Source organism: Streptomyces albipurpureus, from assembly GCF_023701525.1.
Lineage (GTDB): Bacteria > Actinomycetota > Actinomycetes > Streptomycetales > Streptomycetaceae > Streptomyces > Streptomyces albipurpureus.
Window position 1 is genome coordinate 45615 of record NZ_JAMQAW010000057.1, and the last position, 20190, is coordinate 65804.

Below are 20190 nucleotides of genomic sequence, written 5' to 3' on the forward strand. Positions count from 1 at the left end.
CGCGGCAAGGGCCGATCACGGAGTAGGACCAGCGAGAGGCAGCCGTCAGTCGGTGGCCTCGGCCAGCAGCTTCTGGATGCGGGAGACGCCCTCGACGAGATCCTCGTCACCCAGCGCGTAGGACAGTCGGAGGTAGCCGGGGGTGCCGAAGGCCTCGCCCGGGACCACGGCGACCTCCACCTCGTCCAGGATCAGCGCGGCCAGCTCCACCGAGGACTCGGGGCGCTTGCCGCGGATGTCCTTGCCGAGCAGGGCCTTCACCGAGGGATACACGTAGAAGGCGCCCTCGGGCTCCGGGCAGAGCACGCCGTCGATCTCATTGAGCATCCGGACCATGGTCTGGCGGCGGCGGTCGAACGCCTCGCGCATCTCGGCGACCGCGTCCAGGTTCCCGGACACGGCGGCCAGGGCCGCGGCCTGGGCCACATTGGAGACGTTCGATGTGGCGTGGGACTGGAGGTTGGTCGCCGCCTTCACCACGTCCTTGGGGCCCACGACCCACCCCACGCGCCAGCCGGTCATGGCGTACGTCTTGGCGACACCGTTGACCACGATGCACTTGTCCCGCACCTCGGGGACGACGGTCGGGAGCGAGGTGAAGACGGTGTCTCCGTACACCAGGTGCTCATAGATCTCGTCCGTCAGCACCCACAGCCCGTGCTCAACGGCCCAGCGGCCGATCGCCTCGGTGTCCGCACGGCTGTAGACCGATCCGGTCGGGTTCGACGGGGAGACGAAGAGGACGACCTTCGTACGCTCGGTACGCGCGGCCTCCAGCTGCTCGACCGAGACCCGGTAGCCGGTGGTCTCATCGGCGACGACGTCCACCGGGACACCGCCGGCGAGGCGGATCGACTCGGGGTAGGTGGTCCAGTACGGGGCCGGCACGATGACCTCGTCGCCCGGGTCCAGGATGGCCGCGAACGCCTCGTAGATCGCCTGCTTCCCGCCGTTGGTCACCAGGATCTGCGCCGGATCGACCTCGTAGCCGGAGTCCCGCAGGGTCTTCTCGGCGATGGCCTTCTTCAGCTCCGGCAGACCGCCGGCCGGGGTGTAGCGGTGGAACTTCGGGTTGCGGCAGGCTTCGACCGCGGCCTCGACGATGTAGTCGGGCGTGGGGAAGTCGGGCTCACCGGCGCCGAAGCCGATCACCGGACGTCCGGCGGCCTTGAGGGCCTTCGCCTTGGCGTCGACGGCGAGGGTCGCGGACTCGGAGATCGCGGCGATGCGCGCGGAGACCCGGCGCTCGGTGGGAGAGGTTGCAGCGCTCATGCGGTCTATCGTCCCAGACGGCAATCACACCCGGCGCAGGTGTTTCGCCCCCCGGACACCGACCGCCCGCCGTCCGCGGACATGCCCCGGCGGAAGGGGACCCGCGAGCCGGCACGGGGTGGGCACAAGACCCGCTGCGGAGCTATCTGTTCGACGTCGGGCCTGCGAGCACGTACACTCACTGGTCGTTGGCCCGCACCGACCATGTCCTTGGATACGGTAGGTTGAGGAAGCCACAAAGGGTCGTAGCTCAATTGGTAGAGCACTGGTCTCCAAAACCAGCGGTTGGGGGTTCAAGTCCCTCCGGCCCTGCTACATAAGCCTTCACCAGGCTGTGTGCATGTACGTGCAATGCAGTAGATGAACCGCCGTGTGGCTCCACCGGGTGCGGCACGGCCACGACCCGGAATCAGGTGAAAGAAAGTGACGGACGCCGTGGGCTCCATCGACACGCCTGATGCCGAGGACGAGGCGCCTCAGAAGAAGTCCCGTAAGGGCGGCAAGCGCGGAAAGAAGGGCCCCCTGGGCCGTCTCGCGCTCTTCTATCGGCAGATCGTCGCCGAGCTGCGCAAGGTTGTCTGGCCCTCGCGCAATCAGCTGACGACATACACCACAGTGGTGATTGTCTTCGTTGTCATCATGATCGGTCTGGTGACCGTGATGGACTATGGATTCCAGGAAGGCGTCAAGTACGTCTTCGGCTGATCCCGCGGAGGGCGTCGGTATGGCGGCAGCCTTTCGTACGTTCCACCCATCTGTATCCAGAAAGAAGCAGCCACCGTGTCTGACCCGAACCTGAACGAGGCCGTCGAGCCAGGCGAGAGCTTCGAGTCCGCCGAGTCCGCGGAGGACGAGCTCAACATCGTTGAGGCGGCCGACGAGGACCAGGCGGATGCTGCGGACGCCGCGGCCGGCGAGCCGGCCGAAGAGGCCGCCGTGCACATCGACGCTGATGCCGACGACGCGGAAGCTGACGACGCCGAGGGCGCCGAGAACTCCGAAAACCCCGAGAACCCCGAAGACGAGGCCGACGCCGAGCCTGAGGCTCCGGTCGACCCGGTCGCCGCACTCCGCGAGGAGCTGCGCCTGCTCCCCGGCGAGTGGTACGTCATCCACACGTACGCCGGTTACGAGAAGCGCGTGAAGGCGAACCTTGAGCAGCGTGCCGTCTCGCTGAACGTCGAGGAGTTCGTCTACCAGGCCGAAGTACCCGAGGAAGAGATCGTCCAGATCAAGAACGGCGAGCGTAAGAACGTCCGCCAGAACAAGCTTCCCGGCTATGTCCTGGTCCGTATGGACCTCACCAACGAGTCCTGGGGCGTTGTCCGCAACACCCCCGGTGTCACCGGCTTCGTGGGCAACGCCTACGACCCGTACCCGCTGACGCTGGACGAGATCGTGAAGATGCTCGCCCCGGAGGCCGAGGAGAAGGCCGCTCGCGAGGCTGCCGAGGCCGAAGGCAAGGCCGCTCCCTCCCGTCGGGTCGAGGTCCAGGTGCTGGACTTCGAGGTCGGCGACTCGGTCACCGTCACCGACGGTCCGTTCGCCACGCTTCAGGCGACGATCAACGAGATCAACGCCGACTCGAAGAAGGTCAAGGGCCTGGTCGAGATCTTCGGCCGCGAGACGCCGGTCGAGCTGAGCTTCGACCAGATCCAGAAGAACTGACCGTACGCGGTTCCACGCGTACGCAAAAGCTTCCGACCAGGTCAGAACAGCCCTCTGTGGCCGTTCTGACCTGTCGGTTTTTAACCGCGCACCTATACCCGTTATCGTTGTGCGGTATGCCTCCATCCGGATGATGGATGGAGTGCTGAAAACTCTCACTAGGACCCGGAGAGAGCAATGCCTCCCAAGAAGAAGAAGGTCACGGGGCTTATCAAGCTCCAGATCCAGGCCGGCGCGGCCAACCCGGCTCCGCCGGTCGGCCCCGCCCTGGGTCAGCACGGCGTCAACATCATGGAGTTCTGCAAGGCCTACAACGCCGCGACCGAGTCGCAGCGTGGCATGGTCGTGCCGGTGGAGATCACGGTCTATGACGACCGCTCCTTCACCTTCATCACCAAGACTCCGCCGGCCGCCAAGCTGATCCTCAAGGCCGCGGGTGTGGACAAGGGCTCCGGCGAGCCGCACAAGACCAAGGTCGCCAAGCTGACGCGCGCCCAGGTCCGCGACATCGCCACCACCAAGATGCCTGACCTCAACGCCAACGACCTGGACGCCGCCGAGAAGATCATCGCCGGCACCGCCCGTTCCATGGGCATCACGGTCGAGGGCTGACCTACCCGTTCGCACCGTGGCCGGCCGGAGATCGAGGCCGACCGCGAAGCGAGTGCGTAGCAAGCCCGAGGCGAAGGGCGAGGGCCCAAGCCCCGTCTGACCTCTGTGGTAGGGCCAAGCGCTGGTCCGCACCACAACTCCACACCTGAGACAACAGGAGCTGAAGTGAAGCGCAGCAAGTCATTCCGCGCTGCGGACGCCAAGATCAACCGGGAGCGTGTGTACGCCCCGCTTGAGGCCGTCCGTCTGGCCAAGGACACCACGTCCATCAAGTTCGACGCCACCGTCGAGGTCGCCATGCGTCTGGGTGTCGACCCGCGCAAGGCGGACCAGATGGTCCGTGGCACCGTGAACCTTCCGCACGGCACCGGCAAGACCGCCCGGGTCCTGGTCTTCGCGACCGGTGACCGTGCCGAGGCCGCACGTGCCGCCGGCGCCGACATCGTCGGCTCCGACGAACTGATCGACGAGGTGCTGAAGGGCCGTCTGGACTTCGACGCCGTCGTCGCCACCCCGGACCTCATGGGCAAGGTCGGCCGTCTGGGCCGGGTGCTCGGTCCGCGTGGTCTGATGCCGAACCCGAAGACCGGCACGGTCACCCCCGATGTCGTCAAGGCCGTGACGGACATCAAGGGCGGCAAGATCGAGTTCCGCGTCGACAAGCACTCGAACCTGCACTTCATCATCGGCAAGGTTTCGTTCGATGAGACGAAGCTGGTCGAGAACTACGCCGCGGCGCTGGAGGAGATCCTCCGTCTCAAGCCGTCCGCCGCGAAGGGCCGCTACATCAAGAAGGCGACCCTGACCACCACCATGGGCCCCGGCATCCCGCTGGACTCCAACCGCACCCGCAACCTCCTCGTCGAGGAGGACCCTGCCGCCGTGTGACTCTGACGGCAGCCGCGGGTTCCCGCACAACGAAAGCCGGTCTCCAGGCCTCTGACGAGGCGGGGGCCGGTTTTTCGTTGTGCCGCTGTCACAGGCGTGGGCTACCGTTCAAACATTCGCAAAGAAATCTTCAAGGGGTGGGGCATGAGTAAAACCATGTGGAAGCGCGCGGGTATCTCGCTGACGGCGGTTGCCGTGATCGCCGGTGTGGCTGGTTGCGGCACCGAGTCGGGCAACAAGGAGCGCTCGGTGACGCAGGTCCTCACGGCCGCGCACAAGAACACCGCGGCGGCCAAGTCGGCGAAGGTCAGCCTGACCATGAAGGGGACCGACGGCACCGCGGCCGGCGAGAAGATGGACATGAAGATGTCCGGTGTGCTCGGTTGGGACCCCATGGTGATGGACATGACCATGACCGGGATGAAGGACCTCACCGACGGGACCGACAAGGCCCGCATGGTGTGGCTCAACGATGTGATGTACATCGACATGGGCACCAAGTCCGCCCAGCAGATGGACGGCAAGCGCTGGATGAAGATGGATCTCGGCGCGATGGCGAAGATGTCCGGTGACCCGGAGCTGCAGAAGCAGATGACCGGTGGCATGGAGGACATGAGCCAGGACCCGTCCCAGCAGCTGGCGCTGCTGCTGGACTCGCCGAATGTGAAGAAGGTCGGCGAGGAGAAGATCGACGGTGTGAACACCCAGCACTACCAGGGCACCCTCACCTTCGAAGAGATGATGAAGTCGAGCCTTGACCTTCTGGAGAAGAAGGAGCGCGACGAGCTCAAGGCGAAGATGAAGGCCTCCAAGATGAAGGGCTTCGACACCGAAGTCTGGGTCAACGAGGACGACTACCCGGTCAAGATGAACGTCACGATGAACTTCCCCGAGGGCAAGGGCAAGCTCGTCACCAGCGCCGTCTACTCGGACTACGGCACCAAGGCCTCGGTGAAGGCCCCGCCCGTCAGCCAGACCGCGGATCTGATGGAGCTCTTCCAGAAGATCGGTGACCTGGGCAAGGAGATGAAGGACCGGGAGGACTTCGGAAGCCAGAGCCAGAGCTGAGTCGGCGCTCCCCGCTCCCCGGGGAGCGGGCCCTTTTCGGCCCATCGCTCTCGCGGCCCGCTCACCGTCCGACGCGGCCGCAATGACTCCCCCCGCCCCGCTCGGCCCGGCTGGCAACGCGCCCGCGTGGGCGCTGCTCCCTGAGCGAGGCCCTTGGCTGGAGAGCCCGCGGAAGCGCCGGCCGGATCCTGGCCGAACCGCCAGCCGACCAGCGCCGTGGAGCCCTTGGGCTCGATGAACCCCCTCCCCGCTCGATCCGCATGCCCCACGGCGGTCCTTCTCCACGGCATGGCGATCGCCCTGGGCACCGTTCTCCCCACACCGCTCTCTCGCCGCGCCGAGGGGCCCAGGCCGCGGTGGGGCGAAGACGGCCCGTCAGGAGGTCTCGGCGGAGGCTCTTTCTGGCCATCCGCCCACCGGGGGTAGAGCCAGGGACCGGGTTGGGTGCCCGGCTGCGGCGGGGCACCGGGCGGCCGTTCTGATCCGCTGGCCCGCCCGCGTCGGCTCCACCCGTACCGGGCGATTTGCTTCTGCCGGAAGCGCTCACGTACTCTTCCCCAGAAGCCAAAGACCGCTGGTCGTTGCCGCGTGCTCGTCAAGAGAGTGCGGCGACCGAAGGAATCCGCACATCGCGGACGGCCTGCGCAGGTGACACTGGAGAACTCCCGGGATTCATTCTGGTTGAGCTACGCCCCGTGCACCTGCGCCGGGGCGTTTTCGTTTGTTCAGTCCTCCTTCGGGTCCGCGCGGTCCTCATCACCCGGAAGGAGGCCGATGCTCATGGCAAGGCCCGACAAGGCTGCCGCGGTAGCCGAGCTCACGGACCAGTTCCGTAGCTCGAACGCCGCCGTGCTGACCGAGTACCGGGGTCTCACCGTGGCTCAGCTCAAGCAGCTGCGCCGTTCACTCGGTGAGAACGCCCAGTACGCCGTGGTGAAGAACACGCTGACCAAGATTGCGGCCAATGAGGCCGGGATCAACACGCTCGACGACCTGTTCAACGGTCCGACGGCAGTTGCCTTCGTCACCGGTGACCCGGTGGAGTCGGCGAAGGGTCTTCGTGACTTCGCCAAGGACAACCCCAACCTGATCATCAAGGGCGGTGTCCTTGATGGCAAGGCGATGACCGCCGATGAGTTCAAGAAGCTTGCGGACCTTGAGTCCCGCGAGGTTCTGCTCGCCAAGCTGGCGGGCGCCATGAAGGGCAAGCAGACCCAGACTGCCGTGCTCCTCCAGGCGCTTCCCTCGAAGTTCGTCCGCACCGCGGAGGCGCTTCGTGCCAAGCAGGCCGAGCAGGGCGGTGCCGAGTAATTCGGCTCGCGCATTGATCGGCGCAGCACCCAGGCGCTGATCGCAGCGGGCCGAACGCCCGCCGTCACATACATCCGGCACACGCCGATTTATTGGAAGGACCGCCCATCATGGCGAAGCTCAGCCAGGACGACCTGCTCGCACAGTTCGAGGACATGACCCTCCTTGAGCTCTCCGGTTTCGTGAAGGCGTTCGAGGAGAAGTTCGACGTCACCGCCGCTGCCGCCGTTGCCGCTCCCGCTGCCGGTGGTGGCGCCGCCGCCGCTGAGGCCGTCGAGGAGCAGGACGAGTTCGACGTCATCCTCACCGGTGCCGGCGAGAAGAAGATCCAGGTCATCAAGGTCGTGCGTGAGCTGACCTCGCTGGGTCTGAAGGAGGCCAAGGACCTCGTCGACGGCGCCCCGAAGCCCGTCCTCGAGAAGGTCGCCAAGGAGGCCGCCGAGAAGGCTGCCGAGTCCCTCAAGGGCGCTGGCGCCTCCGTCGAGGTCAAGTGACCCCGAACCACCTCAGCGTCACTCAGTGACTCTGTGAGTTCTGTGTCACAGCGCGGATAGATCCACTCAATCCGCTCACGACACGCCGTTTCTCCGGACCCTTCTCGGGCCGCGGAGGAGCGTACGGAGCTCAGCCAAGGGCGATCACCCATCCGGGTGGTCGCCCTTCGGCGTGCTGCGAGGGCTACGTTGCACTTCCCGCATCGGCGAGTATGGTGATCTTCACCGTGCGCCTCAGGCCCAGGTCAGCCCCTGGTCAGTGACGATCCCAGCAGCCAGCCGGCGAGAGGGGGCCTTGACGAACCGCACGCAGCGCGCAATTCTCAGGACGCGCCGCCACAACGATCCGTATCCGAGGCATGGATCGGCGGCTGAGTGGGCAGTATCGATGTGCGCCGTACGGCGCGAGTAGCGCGGAGTTGAGAACAACGAGGGTCCTGAATATCCGGACTGGACATCAGTGTGCCATGTGGCTACACTGACCCTTTGCGCTGCCTGTTAGCTGCCTCCTGCCCGTCACCAGGGGCATCCCCTCGCATGAGCATTGCGGATTGATTCATCCCTGACCTGGGACTTCCATCTGTATGCCTCGCTTGGGACCGGTACGCGCGTAGTGAGTCCGAGCCCTCGGAAGGACCCCCTCTTGGCCGCCTCGCGCAACGCCTCGACCGCGAATACGAACAACGGCGCCAGCACTGCCCCGCTGCGCATCTCCTTTGCAAAGATCAAGGAGCCTCTTGAGGTTCCGAACCTTCTCGCGCTCCAGACCGAAAGCTTTGACTGGCTGCTCGGCAACGCCGCCTGGAAGGCTCGGGTCGAGGCTGCTCTTGAGAGTGGACAGGACGTCCCCCGGAAGTCCGGTCTGGAGGAGATCTTCGAGGAGATCTCTCCGATCGAAGACTTCAGTGGGTCGATGTCGCTGACTTTCCGTGACCACCGCTTCGAGCCTCCCAAGAACTCGATCGACGAGTGCAAGGAGCGCGACTTCACGTTCGCGGCGCCTCTCTTCGTCACCGCCGAATTCACCAACAACGAGACCGGCGAGATCAAGTCCCAGACGGTCTTCATGGGCGACTTCCCGCTCATGACCGGCAAGGGCACCTTCGTCATCAACGGCACCGAGCGTGTCGTGGTGACCCAGCTGGTCCGCTCGCCGGGTGTCTACTTCGACTCCTCCATCGACAAGACGTCCGACAAGGACATCTTCACCGCCAAGATCATCCCGTCCCGGGGTGCCTGGCTGGAGATGGAGATCGACAAGCGCGACATGGTCGGTGTCCGCATCGACCGCAAGCGCAAGCAGTCCGTGACCGTCCTCCTCAAGGCGCTCGGTTGGACGACCGAGCAGATCCTTCAGGAGTTCGGCGAGTACGAGTCGATGCGCGCCACCCTGGAGAAGGACCACACCCAGGGTCAGGACGACGCACTGCTCGACATCTACCGCAAGCTGCGCCCTGGCGAGCCCCCGACCCGCGAAGCGGCTCAGACGCTGCTCGAGAACCTCTACTTCAACCCCAAGCGCTACGACCTCGCGAAGGTCGGCCGCTACAAGGTGAACAAGAAGCTCGGCGCGGAAGAGCCGCTGGACGCCGGTGTGCTCACCACCGACGACATCATCGCCACGATCAAGTACCTGGTGAAGCTGCACGCCGGTGAGACCGAGACGGTCGGCGAGAGCGGCACCCAGATCATCGTCGAGACCGACGACATCGACCACTTCGGCAACCGTCGTCTGCGTAACGTCGGCGAGCTCATCCAGAACCAGGTCCGTACGGGTCTGGCGAGGATGGAGCGCGTCGTGCGTGAGCGCATGACGACCCAGGACGTCGAGGCGATCACGCCGCAGACGCTGATCAACATCCGGCCGGTCGTCGCCTCCATCAAGGAGTTCTTCGGCACCAGCCAGCTGTCGCAGTTCATGGACCAGAACAACCCGCTGTCGGGTCTCACCCACAAGCGCCGTCTGAACGCGCTTGGCCCGGGTGGTCTCTCCCGTGAGCGGGCCGGCTTCGAAGTCCGTGACGTGCACCCCTCGCACTACGGCCGCATGTGTCCGATCGAGACCCCCGAAGGCCCGAACATCGGCCTGATCGGCTCGCTCGCCTCCTACGGTCGGGTCAACCCGTTCGGCTTCGTCGAGACCCCGTACCGCAAGGTCGTCGACGGTGTCGTCACCGACGACGTGGACTACCTGACCGCTGACGAGGAAGACCGCTTCGTCATCGCCCAGGCGAACGCGACCACCTCGGAGGACATGCACCTCACCGAGGCGCGTGTGCTGGTCCGCCGCCGTGGTGGCGAGGTCGACTACGTGCCGCCGGCCGAGGTCGACTACATGGATGTCTCGCCGCGCCAGATGGTGTCGGTCGCGACCGCCATGATCCCCTTCCTGGAGCACGACGACGCCAACCGCGCGCTCATGGGCGCGAACATGATGCGTCAGGCCGTTCCGCTGATCACGGCCGAGTCGCCGCTGGTCGGTACCGGTATGGAGTACCGCTGTGCGGTCGACGCCGGTGACCTGATCAAGGCGGAGAAGGACGGTGTGGTCCAGGAGGTCTCCGCGGACTACATCACCGTCGCCAACGACGACGGCACCTACAACACCTACCGGGTGGCCAAGTTCTCCCGCTCCAACCAGGGCACCTCGGTCAACCAGAAGGTCATCGTCTCCGAGGGCGACCGGGTCATCGAGGCCCAGGTCCTCGCCGACGGCCCGGCCACCGAGCAGGGCGAGATGGCGCTCGGCAAGAACCTGCTGGTCGCGTTCATGCCGTGGGAGGGTCACAACTACGAGGACGCGATCATCCTGTCGCAGCGCCTCGTCCAGGACGACGTCCTCTCCTCGATCCACATCGAGGAGCACGAGGTCGACGCCCGTGACACCAAGCTGGGCCCCGAGGAGATCACCCGGGACATCCCGAACGTCTCCGAAGAGGTCCTCGCCGACCTCGACGAGCGCGGCATCATCCGTATCGGTGCCGAGGTCGTCGCCGGAGACATCCTGGTCGGCAAGGTCACGCCCAAGGGTGAGACCGAGCTGACCCCGGAAGAGCGTCTGCTGCGCGCGATCTTCGGTGAGAAGGCCCGTGAGGTCCGTGACACCTCGCTGAAGGTGCCCCACGGCGAGATCGGCAAGGTCATCGGCGTTCGCGTCTTCGACCGCGAGGAGGGCGACGAGCTTCCTCCGGGCGTGAACCAGCTGGTTCGCGTCTATGTCGCCCAGAAGCGCAAGATCACCGATGGTGACAAGCTCGCCGGCCGTCACGGCAACAAGGGCGTCATCTCCAAGATCCTGCCGATCGAGGACATGCCGTTCCTGGAGGACGGCACCCCGGTCGACATCATCCTCAACCCGCTGGGTGTCCCGTCCCGAATGAACCCGGGACAGGTCCTCGAAATCCACCTCGGCTGGCTCGCCAGCCAGGGCTGGAAGGTCGAGGGCAACGAGGACTGGATGGAGCGGCTGAAGTCCATCGGGGCCGACGAAGTCGCCCCCGGGACCAATGTCGCGACGCCGGTCTTCGACGGCGCCCGTGAGGACGAGATCTCCGGACTCTTCGAGTCCACGATCCCCAACCGCGACGGTGACCGCATGGTCCTCCCGTCCGGCAAGGCCCGGATGTTCGACGGCCGCTCCGGCGAGCCGTTCCCGGAGCCGATCTCCATCGGGTACATGTACATCCTCAAGCTCCACCACCTGGTCGATGACAAGCTCCACGCTCGTTCGACCGGCCCGTACTCGATGATCACTCAGCAGCCGCTGGGTGGTAAGGCCCAGTTCGGTGGCCAGCGATTCGGTGAGATGGAGGTGTGGGCGCTGGAGGCTTATGGCGCCGCGTACGCCCTCCAGGAACTGCTGACCATCAAGTCCGATGACGTGACCGGCCGAGTGAAGGTGTACGAGGCCATCGTCAAGGGCGAGAACATCCCCGAGCCCGGCATCCCTGAGTCCTTCAAGGTGCTCATCAAGGAGATGCAGTCCCTGTGCCTCAACGTGGAGGTGCTGTCCTCGGACGGTATGTCCATCGAGATGCGCGATACCGACGAGGACGTCTTCCGCGCTGCGGAAGAGCTCGGAATCGACCTGTCCAGGCGTGAGCCGAGCAGCGTCGAAGAGGTCTGACGGGTCCGGCCGGGACCACCTCGTAAGAGAGGTCCCGGCCGCTTCCCCCTAGGACTCTGCCGTGGGGGACCCCCACGGACCCGTACAGACCACCTTGAGACACAACCCTGAGAGGGATTGACGCATAGTGCTCGACGTCAACTTCTTCGACGAGCTTCGGATCGGCCTGGCCACCGCTGACGACATCCGCCAGTGGTCGCACGGCGAGGTGAAGAAGCCCGAGACGATTAACTACCGCACGCTCAAGCCCGAAAAGGACGGACTCTTCTGCGAGAAGATCTTCGGTCCTACCCGGGACTGGGAGTGCTACTGCGGTAAGTACAAGCGTGTCCGCTTCAAGGGCATCATCTGTGAGCGCTGTGGCGTAGAAGTCACCCGCGCCAAGGTGCGCCGTGAGCGGATGGGCCACATTGAGCTTGCCGCACCCGTTACCCACATCTGGTACTTCAAGGGCGTTCCCTCGCGCCTTGGCTACCTGCTGGACCTCGCGCCGAAGGACCTGGAAAAGGTCATCTACTTCGCCGCGTACATGATCACGTTTGTGGACGAGGAGCGTCGCACCCGCGACCTGCCCTCGTTGGAGGCGCATGTCTCCGTCGAGCGCCAGCAGGTGGAGAACCGTCGCGACTCCGACCTCGAAGCCCGCGCCAAGAAGCTTGAGACCGACCTGGCCGAGCTTGAGGCCGAGGGTGCTAAGGCCGATGTGCGCCGCAAGGTGCGCGAAGGCGCCGAGCGTGAGATGAAGCAGCTCCGTGACCGCGCCCAGCGCGAGATCGACCGCCTCGACGAGGTGTGGAGCCGCTTCAAGAACCTCAAGGTCCAGGACCTTGAGGGCGACGAACTGCTCTACCGCGAGCTGCGCGACCGCTTCGGTACCTACTTCGACGGTTCGATGGGCGCCGCGGCGCTGCAGAAGCGCCTGGAGTCCTTCGACCTGGACGAAGAGGCCGAACGTCTCCGCGAGATCATCCGTACCGGCAAGGGCCAGAAGAAGACCCGTGCGCTCAAGCGCCTCAAGGTCGTCTCCGCGTTCCTGCAGACCAGCAACAGCCCCAAGGGCATGGTGCTGGACTGCGTCCCGGTCATCCCGCCGGACCTGCGTCCGATGGTGCAGCTGGACGGTGGCCGCTTCGCGACCTCCGACCTGAACGACCTGTACCGCCGGGTGATCAACCGGAACAACCGTCTGAAGCGTCTGCTTGACCTCGGTGCCCCCGAGATCATCGTGAACAACGAGAAGCGGATGCTCCAGGAGGCCGTCGACGCGCTGTTCGACAACGGCCGTCGCGGCCGTCCGGTCACCGGTCCCGGCAACCGCCCGCTGAAGTCCCTGAGCGACATGCTCAAGGGCAAGCAGGGTCGTTTCCGTCAGAACCTGCTCGGTAAGCGAGTCGACTACTCGGCGCGTTCCGTCATCGTTGTCGGTCCGCAGCTGAAGCTGCACCAGTGCGGTCTGCCCAAGGCCATGGCGCTGGAGCTCTTCAAGCCGTTCGTGATGAAGCGCCTGGTGGACCTGAACCACGCGCAGAACATCAAGTCGGCCAAGCGCATGGTCGAGCGCGGTCGCACCGTGGTGTACGACGTCCTCGAAGAGGTCATCGCCGAGCACCCGGTGCTGCTGAACCGTGCGCCCACCCTGCACCGCCTGGGCATCCAGGCCTTCGAGCCGCAGCTGGTCGAGGGCAAGGCCATTCAGATCCACCCGCTCGTCTGCACCGCGTTCAACGCGGACTTCGACGGTGACCAGATGGCCGTCCACCTGCCGCTCTCCGCGGAGGCGCAGGCCGAGGCCCGCATCCTGATGCTGTCCTCGAACAACATCCTCAAGCCGGCCGACGGCCGTCCCGTCACCATGCCTACCCAGGACATGGTGCTGGGCCTCTTCTTCCTCACCACGGACGAGGAGGAGCGCGAGGTCAAGGGCGAAGGCCGGTTCTTCGGCTCCACCGCCGAGGCGATCATGGCGTTCGACGCCCGTGAGCTGTCTCTGCAGGCGAAGGTCGACATCCGCTTCCCGGTGGGCACCATCCCGCCGCGGGACTGGACCCCGCCCGCCCGTGAAGAGGGCGAGCCCGACTGGCAGCAGGGCGACAGCTTCCGGCTGCGTACCACGCTGGGCCGCGCGCTCTTCAACGAGCTGCTGCCCGAGGACTACCCCTTCGTCGACTACTCGGTCGGCAAGAAGCAGCTCTCGGAGATCGTCAACGACCTCGCCGAGCGCTACCCCAAGGTCATCGTGGCGGCGACGCTCGACAACCTGAAGGCGTCCGGCTTCTTCTGGGCCACTCGTTCCGGTGTCACCGTCGCCATCTCCGATGTCGTCGTGCCCGAGGCGAAGAAGGCGATCGTCGCGTCGTACGAGGCTCAGGACGAGAAGGTCCAGAAGCAGTACGAGCGCGGTCTGATCACCAAGGAAGAGCGCACCAACGAGCTCATCAAGATCTGGACCCTGGCGACCAACGAGGTCGCCGACGCGATGAACGCGAACTTCCCGAAGACCAACCCCATCTTCATGATGGTCAACTCGGGTGCTCGTGGAAACATGATGCAGATGCGTCAGATCGCCGGTATGCGTGGTCTGGTGTCGAACGCCAAGAACGAGACGATTCCTCGTCCGATCAAGGCGTCGTTCCGTGAGGGCCTGTCCGTGCTGGAGTACTTCATCTCCACCCACGGTGCCCGTAAGGGTCTCGCGGACACCGCCCTGCGTACCGCCGACTCGGGTTACCTCACCCGTCGTCTGGTGGACGTCTCGCAGGACGTCATCATCCGCGAAGAGGACTGCGGCACCGACCGCGGCCTCAAGCTGCGGATCGCCGTCAAGGACTCCGAGGGCCGCCTGCGCAAGGCCGACGACGTTGAGACGTCGGTGTACGCGCGGATGCTCGCCGAGGACGTCGTCGTCGACGGCAAGGTCATCGCGCCTGCCAATGTCGACCTCGGCGATGTGCTCATCGACGCGGTCGTCGCCGCGGGCGTCGAAGAGGTCAAGACCCGTTCGGTCCTGACCTGTGAGTCCGCTGTCGGCACCTGCGCGTACTGCTACGGCCGTTCGCTCGCCACCGGCAAGCTGGTCGACATCGGTGAGGCGGTCGGCATCATCGCCGCCCAGTCCATCGGTGAGCCCGGCACCCAGCTGACGATGCGTACCTTCCACACCGGTGGTGTGGCCGGTGACGACATCACCCAGGGTCTGCCGCGTGTCGTCGAGCTGTTCGAGGCGCGTACGCCCAAGGGTGTCGCCCCGATCTCGGAGGCGGCTGGCCGCGTCCGGATCGAGGAGACCGAGAAGACCAAGAAGCTCGTCGTCACCCCGGACGACGGCAGCGACGAGACGCCGTTCCCGATCTCGAAGCGTGCCAAGGTCCTGGTGCGCGAGGGCGACCACGTCGAGGTGGGTCAGGCGCTGACGTTCGGTGCCACCAACCCGCACGACGTGCTGCGCATCCTCGGCCAGCGTGCGGTTCAGATCCACCTGGTCGGCGAAGTCCAGAAGGTCTACAACTCGCAGGGCGTGTCGATCCACGACAAGCACATCGAGATCATCATCCGGCAGATGCTGCGCCGAGTGACGATCATCGAGTCCGGCGACGCCGAGCTGCTGCCCGGCGAGCTGGTCGAGCGTTCGAAGTTCGAGACCGAGAACCGTCGTGTGGTCACCGAGGGCGGTCACCCCGCCTCCGGCCGTCCGCAGCTGATGGGTATCACCAAGGCCTCGCTGGCCACCGAGTCGTGGCTGTCGGCGGCGTCCTTCCAGGAGACGACCAGGGTTCTGACCGATGCGGCGATCAACGCCAAGTCGGACTCCCTGATCGGCCTCAAGGAGAACGTCATCATCGGTAAGCTCATCCCGGCTGGTACGGGTCTGTCCCGCTACCGCAACATCCGGGTGGAGCCCACCGAGGAAGCCAAGGCCGCGATGTACTCGGCCGTCGGCTACGACGACATCGATTACTCGCCGTTCGGCTCCGGCTCCGGCCAGGCCGTCCCGCTGGAGGACTACGACTACGGTCCGTACAACCAGTAACGGCAGTAGGCAATAGCAACGGTCATGGGGCGGCTGTCTCGGGAGAGGCAGTCGCCCCATGGCGTCTGCTGTGGCCTGGTGTTTTCTACGCGTGTGCATTTGTTTTGACCGCAGCCCATGCGGTAGGTACGCTCTTGCCTTGTGCCTGGGGTGTGCCTGGGCTCGTGTGCGTGTCCTCAACCGCATGGCGAGTCTTCACAGCGGCCACCGCAATCTGCGCCCTTCGTCTTTGGCGACGGAGCCTCGCAGTTTCGACACACCCGACCGCGTGGGTCGGAGATGTTCCAGGTTAGTTTCACTGAACGGCACACAGAAACCGGAGAAGTAGTGCCTACGATCCAGCAGCTGGTCCGTAAGGGCCGGCAGGACAAGGTCGAGAAGAACAAGACGCCCGCTCTTGAGGGTTCCCCCCAGCGCCGCGGCGTCTGCACGCGTGTCTTCACGACCACCCCGAAGAAGCCGAACTCGGCGCTGCGTAAGGTCGCGCGTGTGCGTCTGACCTCCGGCATCGAGGTCACGGCCTACATTCCGGGCGAGGGACACAACCTGCAGGAGCACTCCATCGTGCTCGTGCGTGGTGGCCGTGTGAAGGACCTGCCGGGTGTTCGTTACAAGATCATCCGCGGTTCCCTCGACACCCAGGGTGTCAAGAACCGCAAGCAGGCCCGCAGCCGCTACGGCGCCAAGAAGGAGAAGTAAGAATGCCTCGTAAGGGCCCCGCCCCGAAGCGCCCGGTCATCATTGACCCGGTCTATGGTTCTCCTCTGGTGACCTCGCTCATCAACAAGCTTCTGCTGAACGGCAAGCGTTCCACGGCCGAGCGGATCGTCTACGGCGCCATGGAAGGCCTTCGCGAGAAGACCGGCGCCGACCCGGTCATCACGCTGAAGCGCGCCCTTGAGAACGTCAAGCCGTCTCTTGAGGTCAAGTCCCGCCGTGTTGGTGGCGCCACCTACCAGGTGCCGATCGAGGTCAAGCCCGGTCGCGCCGCCACCCTGTCGCTCCGCTGGATCGTGGGTTACTCCCGCGCCCGCCGCGAGAAGACCATGACCGAGCGCCTCATGAACGAACTGCTCGACGCCTCCAACGGCCTCGGCGCTTCGGTCAAGAAGCGTGAGGACACCCACAAGATGGCCGAGTCCAACAAGGCCTTCGCGCACTACCGCTGGTAGTCGCTACCCACATCGAGACCGAGAGAAGACAGAGCCATATGGCCACCACTTCGCTTGACCTGGCCAAGGTCCGCAACATTGGGATCATGGCCCACATCGACGCGGGCAAGACGACGACCACCGAGCGCATCCTGTTTTACACCGGTGTGAGCTACAAGATCGGTGAGGTCCACGACGGCGCTGCCACCATGGACTGGATGGAGCAGGAGCAGGAGCGCGGCATCACGATCACGTCCGCCGCGACGACCTGCCACTGGCCGCTCGATGAGGTCGATCACACGATCAACATCATCGACACCCCGGGTCACGTGGACTTCACCGTCGAGGTGGAGCGTTCGCTCCGCGTCCTCGACGGCGCTGTCACCGTGTTCGACGGTGTTGCCGGTGTCGAGCCCCAGTCCGAGACTGTCTGGCGTCAGGCGGACCGCTACGGCGTTCCGCGTATCTGCTTCGTCAACAAGCTGGACCGCACCGGTGCCGAGTTCCACCGCTGTGTCGACATGATCAGCAACCGCCTTGGCGCGGTGCCGATCGTGATGCAGCTGCCCATCGGCGCCGAGATGGACTTCAAGGGTGTCGTCGACCTCGTCACCATGAAGGCCTTCGTCTGGTCCGCCGAGGCGACCAAGGGCGAGATGTACGACGTCGTCGACATCCCGGCCACCCACGCCGAGGCTGCCGAGGAGTACCGCGGCAAGCTTCTGGAGACGGTCGCCGAGAACGACGAAGAGCTGATGGAGCTGTACCTGGAGGGCACCGAGCCCACCGAGGAGCAGCTGTACGCGGCCATCCGTCGCATCACCATCGCCTCCGGCAAGTCCGACGGCATCACGATCACTCCGGTGTTCTGTGGCACCGCGTTCAAGAACAAGGGCGTTCAGCCCCTGCTCGACGCGGTCGTGCGCTACCTGCCCTCTCCCCTGGACGTCGAGGCCATCGAAGGCCATGACGTCAAGGACCCGGAGCTGGTCGTCAAGCGCCGTCCGTCCGACGACGAGCCGCTGTCGGCTCTCGCCTTCAAGATCGCGAGCGACCCGCACCTGGGCAAGCTCACGTTCATCCGGATCTACTCCGGTCGCCTGAACGCGGGCACCGCGGTCCTGAACTCCGTGAAGGGCCGCAAGGAGCGCATCGGCAAGATCTACCGTATGCACGCGAACAAGCGTGAGGAGATCGAGTCGGTGGGCGCCGGCGACATCGTCGCCGTCATGGGCCTCAAGCAGACCACCACCGGTGAGACGCTCGCGGACGAGAAGAACCCGGTCATCCTGGAGTCCATGGACTTCCCGGCGCCGGTCATTCAGGTCGCGATCGAGCCCAAGTCCAAGGGTGACCAGGAGAAGCTGGGTGTCGCCATCCAGCGTCTCGCGGAGGAGGACCCCTCCTTCCAGGTGCACACCAACGAGGAGACCGGCCAGACCATCATCGGTGGTATGGGCGAGCTTCACCTTGAGGTGCTGGTCGACCGGATGCGCCGTGAGTTCCGCGTCGAGGCCAACGTCGGCAAGCCGCAGGTCGCGTACCGCGAGACGATCCGCAAGGCCGTCGAGCGCGTGGACTACACCCACAAGAAGCAGACCGGTGGTACCGGTCAGTTCGCCAAGGTGCAGATCGCGATCGAGCCGATCGAGGGTGGCGACTCGGCCTACGAGTTCGTCAACAAGGTCACCGGTGGCCGCATCCCCAAGGAGTACATCCCCTCGGTGGACGCGGGCGCGCAGGAGGCCATGCAGTTCGGCATCCTGGCCGGCTACGAGATGACGGGCGTGCGCCTTACGCTCCTCGACGGTGGCTACCACGAGGTCGACTCCTCCGAACTCGCGTTCAAGATCGCCGGTTCGCAGGCCTTCAAGGAGGCCGCGCGTAAGGCGAGCCCCGTGCTCCTTGAGCCGATGATGGCCGTCGAGGTCACCACGCCCGAGGACTACATGGGCGATGTCATTGGTGACATCAACTCCCGCCGTGGCCAGATCCAGGCCATGGAGGAGCGGGCCGGTGCCCGGGTCGTCAAGGGCCTGGTGCCGCTCTCGGAGATGTTCGGCTACGTCGGAGACCTCCGCAGCAAGACCTCGGGTCGCGCAAGCTACTCGATGCAGTTCGACTCCTACGCCGAGGTTCCCCGGAACGTCGCTGAGGAGATCATCGCGAAGGCCAAGGGCGAGTAGCTCTTCCGAGCACGCTTTAGGCTTATCACCGGAGCCACTGGGGCATTCACGTCGATTTAGGAAATTTCGCCGAGATTGCCCCGGGCCCCGGCATCCCAGCAAAGATCACCTGGCGCCGATGAGTAAGGCGTACAGAACCACTCCCCAGGAGGACCCCAGTGGCGAAGGCGAAGTTCGAGCGGACTAAGCCGCACGTCAACATCGGCACCATCGGTCACATCGACCACGGTAAGACGACCCTCACGGCCGCCATTACCAAGGTGCTGCACGACAAGTACCCGAACCTGAACGAGGCCTCGGCCTTCGATCAGATCGACAAGGCTCCTGAGGAGCGTCAGCGCGGTATCACCATCTCGATCGCGCACGTCGAGTACCAGACGGAGTCGCGCCACTACGCGCACGTCGACTGCCCGGGTCACGCGGACTACATCAAGAACATGATCACCGGTGCGGCTCAGATGGACGGTGCCATTCTCGTGGTCGCCGCCACCGACGGCCCGATGCCGCAGACCAAGGAGCACGTCCTCCTTGCTCGCCAGGTTGGCGTTCCGTACATCGTCGTCGCGCTGAACAAGGCCGACATGGTGGACGACGAGGAGATCCTGGAGCTCGTTGAGCTCGAGGTTCGTGAGCTCCTCTCCGAGTACGAGTTCCCGGGCGACGACCTTCCGGTCGTCAAGGTCTCGGCGCTCAAGGCTCTTGAGGGCGACGCCGAGTGGGGCCAGTCGGTCCTCAACCTCATGGACGCGGTCGACGAGTCGATCCCGCAGCCTGAGCGTGACGTCGAGAAGCCGTTCCTGATGCCGATCGAGGACGTCTTCACGATCACCGGTCGTGGCACGGTCGTCACCGGTCGTATCGAGCGTGGTGTCCTCAAGGTCAACGAGACCGTCGACATCGTCGGTATCAAGACCGAGAAGACCACCACCACGGTCACCGGCATCGAGATGTTCCGCAAGCTGCTCGACGAGGGCCAGGCTGGCGAGAACGTCGGCCTGCTCCTCCGCGGCATCAAGCGCGAGGACGTAGAGCGCGGCCAGGTCATCATCAAGCCCGGTTCGGTTACGCCGCACACCGAGTTCCAGGCCCAGTCCTACATCCTGTCGAAGGACGAGGGTGGCCGTCACACCCCGTTCTTCAACAACTACCGCCCGCAGTTCTACTTCCGTACGACGGACGTGACTGGCGTGGTGACCCTCCCCGAGGGCACCGAGATGGTCATGCCGGGTGACAACACCCTCATGAACGTCACGCTGATCCAGCCCGTCGCCATGGAAGAGGGCCTGAAGTTCGCCATCCGTGAGGGTGGCCGGACCGTGGGCGCCGGCCAGGTCACCAAGATCGTCAAGTAGTTCGACGGTCTGACCTGGTTGCTCCTGACGAGCAC

General features: G+C 65.1%; 14 protein-coding genes and 1 tRNA gene. 14 read left to right on the forward strand and 1 reads right to left on the reverse strand.

Features of this window, described 5'->3' with window-relative positions; all coding sequences use genetic code 11:
* Positions 1-45: 45 nt before the first annotated feature.
* Positions 46-1272 (reverse strand): pyridoxal phosphate-dependent aminotransferase, encoded by a 1227-nt coding sequence (locus NBG84_RS33260; RefSeq protein ID WP_250923407.1) that lies wholly within the window; start codon positions 1270-1272, stop codon positions 46-48.
* Positions 1273-1511: 239 nt separating this feature from the next.
* Between NBG84_RS33260 and NBG84_RS33265 the strand changes: the two genes are divergently transcribed.
* The 14 genes from NBG84_RS33265 to tuf all read left to right on the forward strand — a co-directional run bounded on the left by NBG84_RS33265 (position 1512) and on the right by tuf (position 20155).
* A tRNA-Trp gene (locus NBG84_RS33265) sits at positions 1512-1584 on the forward strand.
* Positions 1585-1695: 111 nt separating this feature from the next.
* A complete protein-coding gene (gene secE / locus NBG84_RS33270) occupies positions 1696-1977 on the forward strand; it encodes a preprotein translocase subunit SecE (RefSeq protein ID WP_250923408.1) in 282 nt (93 codons plus the stop codon).
* Positions 1978-2052: 75 nt separating this feature from the next.
* Positions 2053-2940, forward strand: coding sequence for a transcription termination/antitermination protein NusG (nusG, locus tag NBG84_RS33275; RefSeq protein ID WP_250923409.1), 888 nt, complete (start codon positions 2053-2055; stop codon positions 2938-2940).
* A 177-nt stretch (positions 2941-3117) separates the two neighbouring features.
* Entirely contained in the window at positions 3118-3552 is a 435-nt protein-coding gene (gene rplK / locus NBG84_RS33280; RefSeq protein ID WP_250923410.1) for a 50S ribosomal protein L11, read from the forward strand.
* Between the two features lie 165 nt (positions 3553-3717).
* Positions 3718-4440 carry a 50S ribosomal protein L1 gene (rplA, locus tag NBG84_RS33285; protein WP_250923411.1) on the forward strand — a complete coding sequence of 241 codons (723 nt, stop codon included), beginning with the start codon at positions 3718-3720 and terminating at the stop codon, positions 4438-4440.
* A gap of 144 nt (positions 4441-4584) precedes the next feature.
* The gene (locus tag NBG84_RS33290) at positions 4585-5508 is read left to right on the forward strand and encodes an SCO4651 family lipoprotein (RefSeq protein ID WP_250923412.1); all 924 of its coding nucleotides are present in this window, start codon (positions 4585-4587) and stop codon (positions 5506-5508) included.
* A gap of 780 nt (positions 5509-6288) precedes the next feature.
* Positions 6289-6819: a 50S ribosomal protein L10 gene (rplJ, locus tag NBG84_RS33295; protein WP_250923413.1), complete on the forward strand. Its 531-nt coding sequence runs from the start codon at positions 6289-6291 to the stop codon at positions 6817-6819.
* 110 nt (positions 6820-6929) lie between these two features.
* Entirely contained in the window at positions 6930-7313 is a 384-nt protein-coding gene (rplL, locus tag NBG84_RS33300) for a 50S ribosomal protein L7/L12 (RefSeq protein ID WP_250923414.1), read from the forward strand.
* Positions 7314-7956: 643 nt separating this feature from the next.
* Entirely contained in the window at positions 7957-11439 is a 3483-nt protein-coding gene (rpoB, locus tag NBG84_RS33305; protein ID WP_250923415.1) for a DNA-directed RNA polymerase subunit beta, read from the forward strand.
* 127 nt (positions 11440-11566) lie between these two features.
* Complete coding sequence (locus tag NBG84_RS33310) at positions 11567-15466, forward strand: DNA-directed RNA polymerase subunit beta' (RefSeq protein WP_250923416.1); 3900 nt, start codon at positions 11567-11569, stop codon at positions 15464-15466.
* Between the two features lie 327 nt (positions 15467-15793).
* On the forward strand, positions 15794-16165 hold the full coding sequence (rpsL, locus tag NBG84_RS33315; RefSeq protein WP_003948652.1) for a 30S ribosomal protein S12: 372 nt from the start codon (positions 15794-15796) through the stop codon (positions 16163-16165).
* Positions 16166-16167: 2 nt separating this feature from the next.
* A complete protein-coding gene (gene rpsG / locus NBG84_RS33320; protein WP_250923417.1) occupies positions 16168-16638 on the forward strand; it encodes a 30S ribosomal protein S7 in 471 nt (156 codons plus the stop codon).
* 38 nt (positions 16639-16676) lie between these two features.
* On the forward strand, positions 16677-18803 hold the full coding sequence (gene fusA, locus NBG84_RS33325; protein ID WP_250923418.1) for an elongation factor G: 2127 nt from the start codon (positions 16677-16679) through the stop codon (positions 18801-18803).
* 158 nt (positions 18804-18961) lie between these two features.
* Complete coding sequence (tuf, locus tag NBG84_RS33330; protein ID WP_250923419.1) at positions 18962-20155, forward strand: elongation factor Tu; 1194 nt, start codon at positions 18962-18964, stop codon at positions 20153-20155.
* Positions 20156-20190 lie beyond the last annotated feature (35 nt).